The following is a 13785-nucleotide window of genomic DNA, read 5'->3' on the forward strand; positions in this document are numbered from 1 at the left end:
GTAAACTGGCCCAGTGAGTTCCGGCACGCCCGACCGCGCGGCCCGTCCGGCGCTGGAGCGCAGACTCGGCACCAGCGACGCTGTCGTCATCGGTCTGGGCTCGATGGTCGGGGCCGGCATCTTCGCCGCATTGGCGCCTGCCGCGGCCGCGGCCGGTGACGGGCTGCTGATCGGTCTGGCGGTGGCGGCCGTGGTGGCCTACCTCAATGCCATATCGACGGCGCGCTGCGCCGCCCAGTACCCGGAATCCGGTGGCGCCTACGTGTACGGCCGCGAACGGCTCGGCGAGTTCTGGGGCTATCTCGCCGGTTGGGGTTTCGTCGTCGGGAAGACGGCCTCGTGTGCGGCGATGGCGTTGGTCGTCGGCTTCTATGCCTGGCCCGCTCAGGCCCACGCGGTGGCGGTCGCCGCGGTGCTTGCCTTGACCGCGCTCAACTACACCGGCATCCGTAAGTCTGCGCTGGTCACGCGGATCATCGTCGCCGTCGTGCTGACCACACTGACCGCAGTCGCAATAGCGGCCTCGCACAACGGTTTCGGACGCATCCACCTCGGCATCGGCGCGGGCATACACGGCGTGTTACAGGCGACCGGCTTGCTGTTCTTCGCGTTCGCGGGCTACGCGCGGATAGCGACATTGGGGGAGGAGGTGCGCGATCCGGCGCGCACCATCCCGCGGGCGATTCCGCTGGCGCTCGGTATCGCGCTCGCCGTGTATGCGATCGTCACGATCGCGGTGCTTGGCGTGCTGGGCGGACCGCACCTGGCCGGGTCCGCCGCGCCGATCGCCGACGCGGTGCGCGCTGCCGGCGCCGGTGGGTGGGAACCGGTCGTACGGGTGGTGGCGGTGCTGGCCGCGCTGGGATCGCTGCTGTCGCTGATCCTGGGCGTGTCGCGGACGACCTTTGCGATGGCGCGTGATCACTATCTGCCACAGCGGCTTTCGGCAGTGCATTCCAGATTCGGGACGCCGTACTGCGCCGAGATCGCTGTCGGTGTCGTGGTCGCCGTCCTCGCCGGCACCGCCGACGTTCGCGGCGCCATCGGGTTCTCGTCTTTCGCCGTGTTGCTGTACTACGCGATCGCCAACGCCTCGGCGTGGACGCTCGGCGGCCGGATTGTCCCGACGCTCGGGGTCATCGGCTGCGTCGTGGTTGCTCTGGCGCTGCCGCTGCAGTCGGTGATTGCGGGTGTCGCGGTACTGCTCGCCGGCATGGCCGTCTATGTGGTGCGGCGAAAAGTGATGCGCTAGAAGAAGAATCCCGCGTGCGGCGCCTGGGTCACCGCGAACAGTCGGTCGGCCGCCGCCACGTGGGCCGGGTCATCGGCGCGAGCCAGGCCCGCCGTCGACAGGTTGTGCCATGTCGCGCCGCCGAGTAGCACGGCGCCGAGTCCCGCCACCCCGACGCGCACCTGCGGTGGCCGGTCGACGCGTTCGGCGCCGTCTGCGGTGATGGACACGGTGATGGAATTGCCCGGCAACAGCGGGTCGTCGACCGCGATGGTGACATCCCCGCCATCGGTGTATTGCCTTGCCGCCAACGTCCTTTCGACGTCGACGATACGCAGCCAGGTCTCGTCATGCGTGGCAGTGACCTTCGCAGCGCGCTGATCGAGCAACAGCCACGGCAGCGGGTCGTCGACCGGGAGCATCCAGAACACCACCCGATCGATGAGATCGAGCCCGAGAAGAAGACGCAACAGACCGAAGTAGGAGTCGATGTCGGGCGCGAAGAAGTCTTCCACGGCGATGGTGCGTTGATCGCTGATGAACCACTTATCGGTATCGGTCGGGCGGTAGCGGACGAATCCCGTCTCGGACCCAGACTCGCCATGTGCCGCGACATACCAAGGGCCCGAGCCGGATTCGGTGCGCAGGCGCACGCCCTCCCACCACACGTCCGGTCGGTCGATAGTGCCAGGACGCGACGACCGGTTGTCGGCGTAGATCCTCGGCAACGTTTCCCAGACCTCCGCGGGATCCAGTAGTCGCACCGGCCCGCCCGACGCCAGGGCCGGCCGAAGCGCCGCCCGCGCGGTCTGCACTTCGACGGTCTGCGAGATGCTCGCCACGCCGTAGCCGTACCGCTCATAAATCGTCGCTTCCGACGCCCGAAGCGTCGCGACCGCCTCACCGCGCGCGGCGATGTCATGCAACTGGTGGCGCATGAGCTCGGTGGCGACGCCGCGCCGGGTGAACGATGGCAGCACCCCGACGTGCGTCACCGCCGCGTGATCGACCCGGTTGCCGCCCGGAAGCGTGAGGGTGCTCGACACCGCATCGGCGGTGCCGACGAGCTGTCCGTCGACGAACGCGCCGATCGTGCGGCCGGGCTCGAGCAAGCGAGCGATCTGCCCGGCTTCGAGGCCCGCCAGTCTCGGGAAGCCGATCATCGCGGTGCGGAACACGTTGGCCGCGGCAACGAGGTCGGCTTCGCTGTCGAGCACCCGGATCTCGGTGGTCATCCCGACATCATGACTCGCGATCGCCGCGAGGGTTACTCCGGCCAGTACGGCGGCTGCCGCACGACTTGCTCGAGAAAACCTGAGGCGGCCTCCTCGTCACGCGGGACCCCGTCGCCGTGCGCGAACGGGCATTGCGGCGACGTGCCTTCGATGATCCACACCGCCCTTACGGGCTCGTAGACGGTCACGCCGTTCGGAGGTGAGATCAGGTCTGCGGCGAGCCCGTGCGCGCCCGGCCAGGTGAAGTCGTCGCTGCAAATCAGTTCGCCGTCATCGTTTTCGGCGACGACGTGGTAGTGCACCTCGTCCGTCATCCGACCAGGGTATTGGCAATCCCCGTGGTCAGCGACCCCGTAATGCGGTGAGCGCGCGGCGCTCGCTGGCGTGACGGGCGCCGGTGAGCGCGGCGTCCTCGTCCGGCGGGTCGGCGTGCAGGAAGCTGCCCGACCCTGGCGAGCCGCCCGAGCCGAGCTTGTTCATCTTGGTCGGCACCGGGGCGCCTTGGTACTCCAGCGGCAAGGGCCCGAGGGGCTGATGCAGTTCGACGTAAGCGCCGTGCGGTAGCCGCTTGATGATGCCGGTCTCGATGCCGTGCTCGAGGACGGCGCGATCGCTGCGCTGCAGTCCGACGCACCATCGGTAGGTGATGAAGTAGACGATCGGCGGCAGCACAACCATGCCGATCCGTCCGATCCAGGTCGTCGCGTTGAGCGAGACGTGGAACTTCAGCGCGATGATGTCGTTCATCGCCCCCAACGTCAGCACCGAGTAGAAGGCAATCGCCATCGCCCCGATGCCGGTGCGGACGGGCACGTCGCGTGGCCGCTGCAACAGGTTGTGGTGCGCGTGGTCGCCGCTGAACCGCTTCTCGAGGAACGGATAGATCGTCAGCAAGACGAACACGATGCCCATGATCATCGCGGCGCCGACGGCCGCGGGCACCGTGTAGCGGCCGATGTAGATCTCCCACGCCGGGAACAACCGCTGCAGGCCCTCGGTCCACATCATGTAGAAGTCCGGTTGCGATCCGGCGGAGACGTGAGAAGGCTTGTAAGGGCCCAGGTTCCAGATCGGGTTGATCTGCAGCAGGCCACCCATCAAGCCGAGGACAGCGGTGGTCAGCGCGAAGAACGCACCGGACTTGACCGCGAAGACCGGCATGACGCGCACCCCGACGACGTTCTTCTCGGTGCGCCCAGGGCCGGGGAACTGGGTGTGTTTTTGGAACCACACCATCGCCAGGTGGGCGCCGATCAACGCAAGGATAATCGCCGGCAGTATCAGAACGTGCAGGGCGTACAGCCGTGGAATCAGCGCGGTCCCGGGGAAGTCGCCGCCGAAGAAGGCCCAGTGCAGCCAGGTGCCAATCACGGGGAATCCCAACATGATTGACGAGAGCGCGCAGCGCAGACCGATGCCGGACAGCAGGTCGTCGGGCAACGAGTAGCCGAAGTATCCCTCGAACATGGCCAGGATCAACAGCAGGGAGCCGATGACCCAGTTGGCCTCACGCGGCCTCCGGAACGCGCCGGTGAAAAAGACGCGGGCCAGGTGCACCATGATCGACGCGGCGAACAGCAGCGCCGCCCAGTGGTGGACCTGGCGGACGAACAGCCCGCCGCGCACCTCGAAGGAGATGTTGAGCGCCGACTCGTAGGCGCGCGACATCGGCACACCCCGCAACGGCTGATAGACGCCCTGGTAGGTGACATCGGTCATGGATGGATCGAAGAACAGCGTGAGGTAAATCCCGGTGATCAGCAGGACGATGAAGCTGTACAACGCGATTTCACCCAGCAGGAACGACCAATGGGTCGGGAAGACCTTGTTGAGGGCGCGCCGCAGCGGCGCAGAAGGGTGATACCGCACGTCGGTCTCGTGGGCCGCGCGCATCGCGGTGTCCGCCGGTCGGAGGTTCATGGCAACCGTCCCCTCACGGCTGAAGCCGCAGCTCCGCGGTCAGCCGAGCATCTACTATCATGCGTAGTACCACAGAGCGTAGTACCACATTCGACGGGCGTAAAGGGTCGGTTTAGGCTTTGCCGTTTCGCTCGCGGTGCTTGCAACCGGGCCAGCAACACGGCCGGCGCATGCCTTCCTCGAGTTCTTCCTGGGTGCGGCGGATCCGGCGCTCTCGGGTCTTCTCCTGCTTGGCGTCGTCGACCCAGCAGATGAACTCGTTGCGCGCCAACGGCGTGATGTCTTTCCACGCGGCCAGCGCCGTCGCGTTGGTCAACAGCGCATCGCGCAGATCCGCAGGAAGCTCGTGCACCACCCCGCCGGGCACCCGGTTGCCACTCATATCGCCAGGTTAATCCGCGACCGGACGGCTAGCGTGGAGGGCGTGGCCGGCGACGACGAAGACCCCGCAGCGGTTTTCGCTGCTGCGCCGCCCCGCATCGCTCCCGGTGTGACATCGATGGTCGGGTATCGCTCCGTGAGCAATCCCGGCGAACTGCACCGGGGCATGCCGTCGTCGACGCTGACCTTCATCATCAGCCTCGACGACGGGGTCGAGGCGGCCGAGACGGCCGAGGCTCTTCCGGCGGCCCGGCCGAATCCGCTGCTGCTGGGCGGACTGCAGATGCGGGCCGCGCACGTGCGCCAGCGTGGCGGTCAGACCGGCGTCCAACTCGCGGTGCATCCCCTCGCGGCCCGAGCCCTGTTCGGAACGCCGAGTGCGGAGTTGAATGCCGCGCAATGGGACGCGACAGCGGTGTTGGGTCGCAACGGGATTCGACTTCAGGAGCGGGTGAGCGAGACTCGCGACTGGAGCGACGCGTTTGGCGCAATCGCCGAGTATCTGTCGGGTACGTGGCGCGGCGATGCCGGAGTGCGGCCCGAGGTCGCGCAGGCATGGCAGCTGTTGCAGATCAGCGGCGGACGGGCGTCGGTGGGGGCGGTGGCCGACCGCGTCGGCGTGACCGGCCGGCATTTGACGACGCTGTTTCACCGTGAAGTCGGCCGCTCGCCGAAGACCGTCGCGACGTTGATGCGATTCGAGCGGGCGACCGCGCGGATCGCCGATTCGGTGCGACGCAGCGGGACAGTCGATTTGGCGGCAGTCGCCGCGAAGACCGGTTACAGCGACCAGGCGCACCTGACCCGCGAATTCACCCGGTTCGCGGGTGTGCCGCCGCGTCGCTGGCTTGCCGAAGAGTTCCGAAACATTCAAGACGGTGGGCACCCACTGCGCGCAGACTGCGAGTATGACTTCGACTAATCCGACCGTCTGGCCGACGTTGCAAGCGCATGACGCGCCGAAACTCATCGACTACTACGTCGACACCTTCGGAATGGTTCTCGCGGCGCGTTACGGCGAAGGCGACACCGTCGACCACGCTCAACTCCTCTGGCCGGAAGGAAGCGGCGGCATCATGCTGGGCAGCTACAAGCCCCGCGCCGAATGGTGCCGCGAGCCCGGCACGTCCGGTGTGTACATCGTCACCGCCGACCCGAGCGCGTTGTTCGAGCGTGTGCGCGAACACGGCGCCGACATCGTCCGGCCGCTGGCCGTGACCGACTACGGCGCAAACGAATTCGCCGTCCGCGACCTCGAGGGCAACCTGTGGTCGTTCGGCGACTACCGCGGCGAGCCGTTGCCCAGCTGATGCAAGCCACCAAGATATTTGCCAACCTGCGCGTCGCCGACATCGAAGCCGCCAAGGGTTTCTACACCGGCTACCTCGGCCTACCGACCGAAGAGTTCAACCTGGGCTGGGTGGCCCGGTACTCCTCGCCGGACGCCGACGCACGGCTGCAACTGGTCACCGGCGACTTGACCGCCCCGGAAGACTCGGTCATCTCGGTCTGCACCGACGACATCGATGCGGCGTACGCCGAAGCGCAAGAACTGGGCTACGAGATCGTCCACCCGCTGACCGAAGAGGCGTGGGGCCCCCGGCGGTTCTTCGTCCGTGCGCCCGACGGCAACGTCGTCAACATCGTGAATCACCACGACTGAAATTCGATGTTTTGGGCACGTGTGCAAAGGGTAGAAGGCCTAACATGTCCAAACTCAGTGTTATGAAATCCGTTGTTGTCGGTGGAGCTGTGGCTGCAGCGATGGCTGTGATGCCTATCGCTGCAGCTGAGGCCAGCGTGGGTCCGAATAGTGCAGCGCCCACCCATGTCATCTACAAGCAGGACCCGGGCGGCGGTGGCTGTGATGCCAACGGCAACTGCGGCTCCGGCGGACAGTTCAACGGGCCCGGCGGTGGCCCCGGTGGGCAGGGTTGCGTCCCGGGCGTCGGCTGCGGCTCCGGCGGTCAGTTCGCCGGACCTGGTGGCGTTCCCGGTGGCACCGGATGTCTCCCGGGCGTCGGCTGCGGCTCCGGGCACGGCTAAACCGTCCAACCACTAGCTCATGCGGCCTGGGTCTCCCCGGGCCGCATGAGTCGTTGGCCGGGTCAATCGGCGGCCGAAACGTGTCGGACCCTGGTGTGACGATGGGGTTATGTCGTTGACCGCATTGGCTCCTGAGGTGGTGAGTCGTGCTGCGCGTCTTGAGGTGTTGTTTGAGGAGTTGGCGGAGTTAGCGGGTCAGCGCAACGCGATTGACGGGCGGATTGTGGAGATCGTCGCGGAGATGGATCGCGACGAGCTGTGCGGGGCAACGGGTGCGCGCTCGGTGGCGGCGTTGGTGGCCTGGAAGTTGGGTGCGTCGTCGGGACATGCCCGCACGATCACCACGGTGGCGCGCCGGCTCGAGGAGTTCCCGCGCTGCGCGGCGGGGATGCGGCAGGGCCGGCTGTCGCTGGATCAGCTCGGGGTGATCGCCGCCCGCGCGGGTGCGGGCTCTGATGCCCATTACGCGCAGCTGGCTGCGGTCGCGACGGTCAACCAGTTGCGCACCGCGGTCAACCTGGAGCCGCGACCCGAACCCGATGCTGGCCCACAGCCGGGGCCCTCGATCACCAAGACCACCGACGAGCAGTTCAGCTGGTGGCGGATCAAACTGGGGCACCTGGATGCGGCGACGTTCGACGCCGCACTGGGGGCTCATCGTGATGCGCTGGTCACCGAGTGGAAACGCGATCACGGCGACAGCGAGGGCGTATCGGATGTCGCGCCGCCGATGCCGGGCACCCTCGAGGCGTTCCTGCGCCTGGTCGCCTCGGGCTGGGATGCCGAAGCCACCCGCCGGCCCCACGGGCAGCACACCACGGTGGTGGTGCACCTCGACGTGGAGCAGCGTGCTGGCGCCCTGCATCTGGGTCCGCTGCTGTCTGATGCCGAGCGCGCAGAGCTGACCTGTGATGCCACCTGCGAAGTCTGGTTTCACCGCGACGGCGAGCCGATCGGGGCCGGGCGGGCGACGCGGCTGATCAATCGGCGGCTGCGCCGTGCGCTCGAGCACCGCGACCGCACGTGCGCGGTTCCCGGGTGCGGGGCCACCCGCGGTCTGCACGCCCACCACATCCGGCACTGGGAAGACGGCGGCCCGACCGAGCTGGCCAACCTGGTGCTGGTCTGCCCGTATCACCACCGGCTGCACCACCGCGGCGACATCACATCACCGGACCCGCCGACCAGCTCGTCGTCACCGACAGCTGCGGTACCGAGTTGCACCCAGGATCAATCGCACGCCCACCCAAACGCCCCCCACCCGCGGTCGCGCCGTGGACCGGTCCCCTCGGCGAACGCGCCGACTGGTGGTGGTACACACCCTTCCAACCCCAACCCCCACCGACGAACAACTAGAGCTCAAATGGGTTGCGGCACAGAAAAAGACGCGTTTCTCGGGTGCTACTCGCCTTTGAGGCTCCCGATGCCGAGGGAGTAATCGGTGCGGACCGGACGCGGCTCAGCCCGCTGCTCTTCGACGTAGTCCTGCGGATTGCGGTCGACGATCGCCAGACCCCTGGTGGTCGGATGCTCGGCCATGAACTCTCGGTACTGAGCTCCGAGGGACTCCCGCAGCCCGATCGGCGCATGACGTCGGAAGTCGGCGAGTCCCTCGCGTTCTTCTTCGGCCATGTGGTCGTCGTTGGCCAGCCGGGTTCGGCCGACTGCGGCCCACCACTCGTCGGTGCCTATCCCCACGGCGTTCGCGTCGCGCACGCCGTCGCGGATGTCGTTGTGGTCGCCGATCGCATCGAGCGTCTCGCCCTCGGCGTCCTCGCTGCCGCGTTTGAGCAATTGCGGGTAGAAGATCTTCTCTTCGATCAGTGCGTGCACGTCGAGCTTGTCGGCCAGGGGGCGCCAAACCCTCATCAGCGCGCGCTGATTCGCCGGGGTCTGCGCCTGAAGTTCGTCCAGCTTGGCGAACTGCTCGCGAAACCAGTCGTGGTCTTCGAGGATCAGCGCTGTGATATCGGCCATCGTTACGAGTAAATCAGTTCACCGAGTCCGAGTTAAGTAAGCCGCCACCCACAAGTCGACTAGGCCATACCCTCGCTAGGTGACCATCCCCTATGACGAGGCGCTGCGCGAGCAGATCCGGGACCGCCTGGCCGCACATGACCGTCGCGTGGTGGACGATCCGGCGAAGCGTCACGCGGCCGTCGCGGTATTGCTCGTCGACTCCGAAGTAGGGGAGGACAGGATCGACCCGGCCCCGGTCGACGACTGGATCGCGGGACGCCCGATGCCGGAGTCCCTCGACGGTCGCATGGTCGACGTCTCCGGTGGCGCCGCGTTCCTGTTGTGCCGCAGAACCTCTCGGCTCAGTTCGCACCCCGCACAGTGGGCGCTGCCGGGTGGTCGCCTGGATCCCGGCGAGACCGCAATAGACGCGGCTCTCCGCGAGCTCGACGAGGAGGTTGGCATCAAGCTCGCCGCCTCCAACGTCCTGGGCTTGCTCGACGACTACCCGACCAGGTCCGGATACGTCATCACCCCGGTGGTGATCTGGGGTGGTGGCCGGTTGGATCCGCAACCGGCACCCGACGAAGTGGTGGCGGTGTACCGAGTCGGACTCCACCAGCTGCGGCGCGCGGACTCACCGCGATTCATCGCCATCCCGGAGAGTCCGCGGCCCGTCGTTCAAATACCGCTGGGCCACGACCTCATCCACGCGCCCACCGGCGCCGTGCTGTTGCAGCTGCGCTGGCTCGGCCTCGACGGCCGCCACGATCCGGTCGACGAACTGGAGCAGCCGGTCTTCGCCTGGAAGTAACCGGCAGCAGTAGTGTGAGTCCATGCTGCGCGGCGCGGTGAGCAAGTTTCAGCGGTGGCAATATCGCAACGGCCGTCCAGGATGGTCCGCGCGACTCGCGAATCGGTTGGGTGCTCTGGCGATTTCGGCCGGCCTCGTGCCGGGCGGGGCAGCCACGCTCGAAGTGCGCGGCCACAAATCCGGACGGTTGATCTCGTTCCCCGTCGTGGTCGCCGACTATCAGGGTGAGCGGTACCTGGTCGCCATGCTCGGGCACAAGACGAACTGGGTGCGCAATCTGCGGGGCGGCGACGGTCGCGCGGTGCTGCGCCGCGGCAAGCCCGAAGACGTCGCACTGGTGGAGGATTTCTCCGATGACCGCGCGGCGATCCTGCGCCGCTACCTCGAGGCGGCACCGGGAGCGCGGCCGTTTTTCACGGTCGACAAGCGGGCACCGCTCGAGGATTTCGCGCGAGTTGTGGATCAGTATCCAGTCTTTCGGGTCGCCTGAGCCTGGGGTTCCAACTCCAGGAAGCCGGGCCCGGGCTGGGGGGTGACGTTGTGTGCGGTGATTTCCTCTCGGCAGTGCGCACAGACCAGCATCGGCTCGGCGGTCTGGTCGCACGGCTGATGATGCAGCACGATCGGCGGCCCTTGCGGATGGGGGAGATGCCGGTCGCCCCACTGCATCAACACGACGATCGCCGCGAACAGGTCACGGCCGGGATCGGTCAGCCGGTACTCGTGACGATCGGGATCGCTTGCGTAGAGCACCTTTTCCAGCAGGCCCTTGTCGACTAACGTCCGCAGCCGCGCCGACAGCGTCGGCCGGGGAATCTGGAGATTGCGGGCCAACTGGCCGAAGCGGCGCACCCCGAAGAAGGCTTCGCGCAGGATCAGCAGCGTCCACCGTTCGCCCACGATCTCGAGGGCGCGCGCGACCGACTCGCCGTCGAATCGGTGGGACAGGTCCGGGTAATCCATGGTTCACACAATGTACCGGTTCAAAAACTAAACCGGTAGTGCTAACGTGGCTGAACCACCCGTACCGGCTGTGCAAAGCGAGGACGTATGGACACCGAGGTCGCCACCGCACCTGTTCTCACCAGAGCGACCGCGATCGCCGATCTGGCGCGGGGCATGGCCGACGAGATCGATTCTGCCCGGGGGCTGCCCACGGACCTGGTTGAGGCGCTGCGAGATTCGGGATTGCTGCGGGCGGGCGCGCCACGCGAGGTCGAGGCGCTGGAGCTACCCGCCGGCACCGCCCTGCGCTGCGCGGAGGAGGTGGCGCGCGGCGACGCGTCGGCCGGCTGGTGCGTGTCGATCGGGATCACCAGCACCCTGCTGGTCGCGTATTTGCCGCCCGCGAGCCGCGACGAATTGTTCGGCGGGGGCCGCGGGCTGGCCGCCGGCGTGTGGGCGCCGCAGGGCAAGGCACGACGGGTTCCCGGCGGCGTGGTGGTCTCCGGTCGCTGGGCATTCTGCAGTGGCATCACGCACGCCGACGTGTTGTTCGCCGGTTGTGTGCTCGAGGACAAACCGGCGGTGGTGGCATTGCCCACCGACCAACTGCAGATCCTCGACACCTGGCACACCCTCGGACTGCGCGGCACCGGCAGCCACGACAGCGTCGCCGACGAGGTCTTCGTCCCCGACGAGCGGGTGCTCTCGATCTTCGACGGCCCGGTGATCGACCGTCCGCTGTACCGATTCCCGCCGTTCGGATTCTTCGCCGCGTGCATCACGGCCGCGGCGATGGGCAATGCCCGGGCCGCTATCGACAACTTCGTCGACCTCGCCGCCACCAAGAAGGGTGCGGCGGGCAGTCGAACCCTGGCCGAACGGTCCACCATCCAGGCGGCGGTCGCCACGGCCGAAGCGGCGCTCGAAGCCGCCCGGGCCGGCTACTACCAGGCCATCGACGAGGCCTGGCGGGCAGCCGAAGACGGGCCGTCGGTGTCGCTGGCAACGCGCACCCGGTTGCGCCTGGCCGCCACACACGGCGCACGCGTCTCGGCCGACGTCGTTCGGTCGATGTACGACCTCGCCGGCGGCAGCGCCATCTACGACGGCGCTCCGCTGCAACGCCGGCTACGGGATGCCTTCACCGCCACGGCGCACTTCCAGGTGAACGAGGCGTCCCGCGAACTGCCTGGGCGCGTCCTGCTCGGCCAGGCCGGCGAGGCGGCGATGCTGTGAGGTCGCCGATCGAAGCGGTGCTGCCGTACTGGCTGGACCGGCCCGACCTCGAGGCGCTCGAAGTTGCCGAGGCCGTCAACGCCGCCGGGATCGGCGGGCTGTGGGTCGGAGAGATGGCGACGTTCGACGCGTTCGCGTTGGCCACCGCGATCGGTGCTCGCGCGCCCGGCCTGGGCCTGCGGGTCGGCCCGCTGCCGATCAGCGTGCGAACCTCCACCTCAATCGCTTTGGGCGCCAGCACTGTTGCCGCGGTCACCGGCGCTCAGGTCGACATCGCGTTGGGTGCCTCCAGTCCTTTCATCGTTTCGGGCTGGCACGATCGGGACTGGTCGCACAGCCTCGGGCGGATGCGGGAGACGATCGAGTGCCTGCGGCCGATCCTGCGTGGAGAGCGCGCCGACTACGATGGGCGGTATGTCCGCAGTCACGGATTCCGGCTGCGTAACCCGTTGCCGCACAGCCGTATCGGCGTCGGCGCTTTCGGCCCGTCGCTGATACGGCTGGCCGCGGAGGTCGCCGACGAGGTCGTGCTGAATCTGGCTTCGCCGCAGCGTGTTTCGCAGGTCCGCGAGCAGATCGAGCGTCAGGCTATCGCGGTGGGCCGGATTCCGCCGCATGTGACGGTATGGGTCCCGGTTGCGGTGCGACCCGGGCAGGCTGCGCTTCGCCAGCTGGCCGGGCAGCTCGCGGTCTACCTCGGCCCGCCCGGATACGGCGAAATGTTCCGCGACCTCGGTTACGGCGACCTGGTCGAGCGGGCCCGCTCCGGTGCGCGACGGGCAGACCTGGCCGCGGCGATTCCGTTCGAATTGGCCGGGCAACTAGGAGCTTTGGGCGATTCGGACCGGGTTGGCGAGCGGATAGGCGCCTACCTGGATGCCGGCGCCGACACGGTCGCAGTGATCCCGGTGACCGCCGAAGACCCCGCCGGACGGACCGCCCTCAGCTGCGCCGCGGACCTCTGTCACAACACCACACCAGCCCAGGAGAGCGCCCGATGAGCAACGCCAATGTCCAGTGCAGACTCGCCGCACGCCCGACCGAACAGCTCAAGGCCACCGATTGGACGATCGTCGGGGAGCCCAAACCCGTTGCGGAAGACGGGCAATTCGTCGTCCATGTCGACTACCTGTCGATCGATCCGGCGATGCGTACCTGGATGAACGCCGGCCGCAGCTACGTGCCGCCGGTGGAGATCGGCGAGGTGATGCGGGCGTTGGGCGTCGGCCACGTCGTCGAATCCCGGCACCCCGACTTCGCGGTCGGCGACAACGTGTCCGGGATATTCGGTGTCCAGCAATACGCATTGTCGGACGGCGCAGAGGTCAACAAGATCGACACCAGCCTGGCTCCGGCGCCGGTGTATCTCAGCGCGCTCGGGATCAGCGGTCTGACCGCCTATTTCGGATTGCTCGACATCGGCAAGCCCGAACCGGGCCAGACCGTGTTGGTATCGGGAGCGGCCGGATCGGTGGGCAGCATCGTCGGACAGATTGCCAAGATCAAGGGGTGCCGCGCGGTCGGCATCGCCGGCGGGGAAGAGAAGCGTCGATGGTTGATCGACGAAGCCGGATTCGACGCCGCGATCGACTACAAGACCGCCGACTTGCGGAAGGAGCTCAAGACCCACGCTCCGGACGGCGTGGACGTGTACTTCGACAATGTCGGCGGCGCGACGCTCGAGGCGGCGCTGAACCGGCTCGCCCGCGGTGCACGCATCGTGCTCTGCGGCGCGGTGTCGCAGTACAACGACATCCCCCGCGGGCCCTCCAACTACATGCAACTACTGGTCGCGCGCGCGTCCATGACCGGGTTCGTCATCTTCGATTACGCCGACCGCTACCCGGAAGGCATTGCGCAACTGGCGAAATGGCTCAGCAGCGGCGAAGTGCGTTCACATGAGCAGATCGAGCACGGCAGCGTCGCCGATTTCCCTGACACCCTGCTCAAGCTGTTCCGCGGCGAAAACACCGGCAAGCTGATCCTCGCACTGGGGGAATAGCCGCGCCGCACCGACT

General features: G+C 67.5%; 16 protein-coding genes and 1 pseudogene. 11 read left to right on the forward strand and 6 right to left on the reverse strand.

The window, feature by feature from the left end; translation table 11 throughout:
• The first annotated feature begins 13 nt into the window (after positions 1-13).
• A complete protein-coding gene (locus tag A5658_RS17840) occupies positions 14-1252 on the forward strand; it encodes an APC family permease (RefSeq protein WP_067337954.1) in 1239 nt (412 codons plus the stop codon).
• Here the strand turns inward: A5658_RS17840 and A5658_RS17845 are convergent.
• From A5658_RS17845 to A5658_RS17860, 4 genes are all read right to left on the reverse strand, one after another.
• Entirely contained in the window at positions 1249-2466 is a 1218-nt protein-coding gene (locus A5658_RS17845; RefSeq protein WP_067337957.1) for a GNAT family N-acetyltransferase, read from the reverse strand. The two genes, A5658_RS17840 and A5658_RS17845, sit on opposite strands and share 4 nt — an antisense overlap.
• 32 nt (positions 2467-2498) lie before the next feature.
• Positions 2499-2780, reverse strand: coding sequence for a hypothetical protein (locus A5658_RS17850; protein ID WP_067337959.1), 282 nt, complete (start codon positions 2778-2780; stop codon positions 2499-2501).
• A gap of 28 nt (positions 2781-2808) precedes the next feature.
• On the reverse strand, positions 2809-4386 hold the full coding sequence (locus A5658_RS17855) for a cytochrome bc complex cytochrome b subunit (RefSeq protein WP_067337962.1): 1578 nt from the start codon (positions 4384-4386) through the stop codon (positions 2809-2811).
• 112 nt (positions 4387-4498) lie between these two features.
• The gene (locus A5658_RS17860; RefSeq protein WP_067337965.1) at positions 4499-4768 is read right to left on the reverse strand and encodes a YdeI/OmpD-associated family protein; all 270 of its coding nucleotides are present in this window, start codon (positions 4766-4768) and stop codon (positions 4499-4501) included.
• 117 nt (positions 4769-4885) lie between these two features.
• On the opposite strand from A5658_RS17860, the gene A5658_RS17865 reads away from it, so the two are divergent.
• The 5 genes and pseudogenes from A5658_RS17865 to A5658_RS17880 all read left to right on the forward strand — a co-directional run bounded on the left by A5658_RS17865 (position 4886) and on the right by A5658_RS17880 (position 8169).
• A complete protein-coding gene (locus A5658_RS17865; protein WP_067338534.1) occupies positions 4886-5689 on the forward strand; it encodes an AraC family transcriptional regulator in 804 nt (267 codons plus the stop codon).
• Entirely contained in the window at positions 5676-6077 is a 402-nt protein-coding gene (locus A5658_RS17870) for a VOC family protein (RefSeq protein WP_067337969.1), read from the forward strand. Before A5658_RS17865 ends, A5658_RS17870 begins: the two co-directional genes overlap by 14 nt.
• Positions 6077-6430 (forward strand): VOC family protein, encoded by a 354-nt coding sequence (locus A5658_RS17875; RefSeq protein ID WP_067337972.1) that lies wholly within the window; start codon positions 6077-6079, stop codon positions 6428-6430. The genes A5658_RS17870 and A5658_RS17875 overlap by 1 nt, the downstream gene beginning before the upstream one ends.
• Positions 6431-6492: 62 nt before the next feature.
• Entirely contained in the window at positions 6493-6813 is a 321-nt protein-coding gene (locus tag A5658_RS27630; RefSeq protein ID WP_082993254.1) for a PE-PGRS family protein, read from the forward strand.
• A 109-nt stretch (positions 6814-6922) separates the two neighbouring features.
• Positions 6923-8169, forward strand: a pseudogene (locus A5658_RS17880) (HNH endonuclease signature motif containing protein).
• A 45-nt stretch (positions 8170-8214) separates the two neighbouring features.
• Here A5658_RS17880 and A5658_RS17885 read toward each other — a convergent pair.
• A complete protein-coding gene (locus tag A5658_RS17885; RefSeq protein ID WP_067337975.1) occupies positions 8215-8790 on the reverse strand; it encodes a hemerythrin domain-containing protein in 576 nt (191 codons plus the stop codon).
• 79 nt (positions 8791-8869) lie between these two features.
• On the opposite strand from A5658_RS17885, the gene A5658_RS17890 reads away from it, so the two are divergent.
• Positions 8870-9586: a CoA pyrophosphatase gene (locus A5658_RS17890; RefSeq protein WP_067337978.1), complete on the forward strand. Its 717-nt coding sequence runs from the start codon at positions 8870-8872 to the stop codon at positions 9584-9586.
• A 22-nt stretch (positions 9587-9608) separates the two neighbouring features.
• Positions 9609-10076, forward strand: coding sequence for a hypothetical protein (locus tag A5658_RS17895; protein WP_067337982.1), 468 nt, complete (start codon positions 9609-9611; stop codon positions 10074-10076).
• Here the strand turns inward: A5658_RS17895 and A5658_RS17900 are convergent.
• On the reverse strand, positions 10049-10549 hold the full coding sequence (locus A5658_RS17900) for a helix-turn-helix domain-containing protein (protein ID WP_067337985.1): 501 nt from the start codon (positions 10547-10549) through the stop codon (positions 10049-10051). The two genes, A5658_RS17895 and A5658_RS17900, sit on opposite strands and share 28 nt — an antisense overlap.
• A gap of 87 nt (positions 10550-10636) precedes the next feature.
• Here A5658_RS17900 and A5658_RS17905 point away from each other — a divergent pair, with 87 nt between their 5' ends.
• The 3 genes from A5658_RS17905 to A5658_RS17915 are packed head-to-tail and all read left to right on the forward strand — an operon-like array spanning position 10637 to position 13769.
• Entirely contained in the window at positions 10637-11767 is a 1131-nt protein-coding gene (locus A5658_RS17905) for an acyl-CoA dehydrogenase family protein (protein WP_067337990.1), read from the forward strand.
• On the forward strand, positions 11764-12768 hold the full coding sequence (locus A5658_RS17910; protein ID WP_067337993.1) for an LLM class F420-dependent oxidoreductase: 1005 nt from the start codon (positions 11764-11766) through the stop codon (positions 12766-12768). Before A5658_RS17905 ends, A5658_RS17910 begins: the two co-directional genes overlap by 4 nt.
• Positions 12765-13769 (forward strand): NADP-dependent oxidoreductase, encoded by a 1005-nt coding sequence (locus A5658_RS17915; protein ID WP_067337997.1) that lies wholly within the window; start codon positions 12765-12767, stop codon positions 13767-13769. Before A5658_RS17910 ends, A5658_RS17915 begins: the two co-directional genes overlap by 4 nt.
• Positions 13770-13785: the final 16 nt, after the last annotated feature.

This window comes from Mycobacterium sp. 1245111.1 (genome assembly GCF_001673405.1).
Lineage (GTDB): Bacteria > Actinomycetota > Actinomycetes > Mycobacteriales > Mycobacteriaceae > Mycobacterium.

Bases quoted from the DNA above. Each gene is read 5' to 3' on its own strand.
- A5658_RS17915 (WP_067337997.1), top strand. From the start codon at position 12,765: ATGAGCAACGCCAATGTCCAGTGCAGACTCGCCGCACGCCCGACCGAA.
- A5658_RS17865 (WP_067338534.1), top strand. From the start codon at position 4,886: ATGGTCGGGTATCGCTCCGTGAGCAATCCCGGCGAACTGCACCGGGGC.
- A5658_RS17855 (WP_067337962.1), bottom strand. From the start codon at position 4,386: ATGAACCTCCGACCGGCGGACACCGCGATGCGCGCGGCCCACGAGACC.
- A5658_RS17870 (WP_067337969.1), top strand. From the start codon at position 5,676: ATGACTTCGACTAATCCGACCGTCTGGCCGACGTTGCAAGCGCATGAC.
- A5658_RS17885 (WP_067337975.1), bottom strand. From the start codon at position 8,790: ATGGCCGATATCACAGCGCTGATCCTCGAAGACCACGACTGGTTTCGC.
- A5658_RS17895 (WP_067337982.1), top strand. From the start codon at position 9,609: ATGCTGCGCGGCGCGGTGAGCAAGTTTCAGCGGTGGCAATATCGCAAC.
- A5658_RS17875 (WP_067337972.1), top strand. From the start codon at position 6,077: ATGCAAGCCACCAAGATATTTGCCAACCTGCGCGTCGCCGACATCGAA.
- A5658_RS17860 (WP_067337965.1), bottom strand. From the start codon at position 4,768: ATGAGTGGCAACCGGGTGCCCGGCGGGGTGGTGCACGAGCTTCCTGCG.
- A5658_RS17850 (WP_067337959.1), bottom strand. From the start codon at position 2,780: ATGACGGACGAGGTGCACTACCACGTCGTCGCCGAAAACGATGACGGC.
- A5658_RS17905 (WP_067337990.1), top strand. From the start codon at position 10,637: ATGGACACCGAGGTCGCCACCGCACCTGTTCTCACCAGAGCGACCGCG.
- A5658_RS17900 (WP_067337985.1), bottom strand. From the start codon at position 10,549: ATGGATTACCCGGACCTGTCCCACCGATTCGACGGCGAGTCGGTCGCG.
- A5658_RS27630 (WP_082993254.1), top strand. From the start codon at position 6,493: ATGAAATCCGTTGTTGTCGGTGGAGCTGTGGCTGCAGCGATGGCTGTG.
- A5658_RS17845 (WP_067337957.1), bottom strand. From the start codon at position 2,466: ATGACCACCGAGATCCGGGTGCTCGACAGCGAAGCCGACCTCGTTGCC.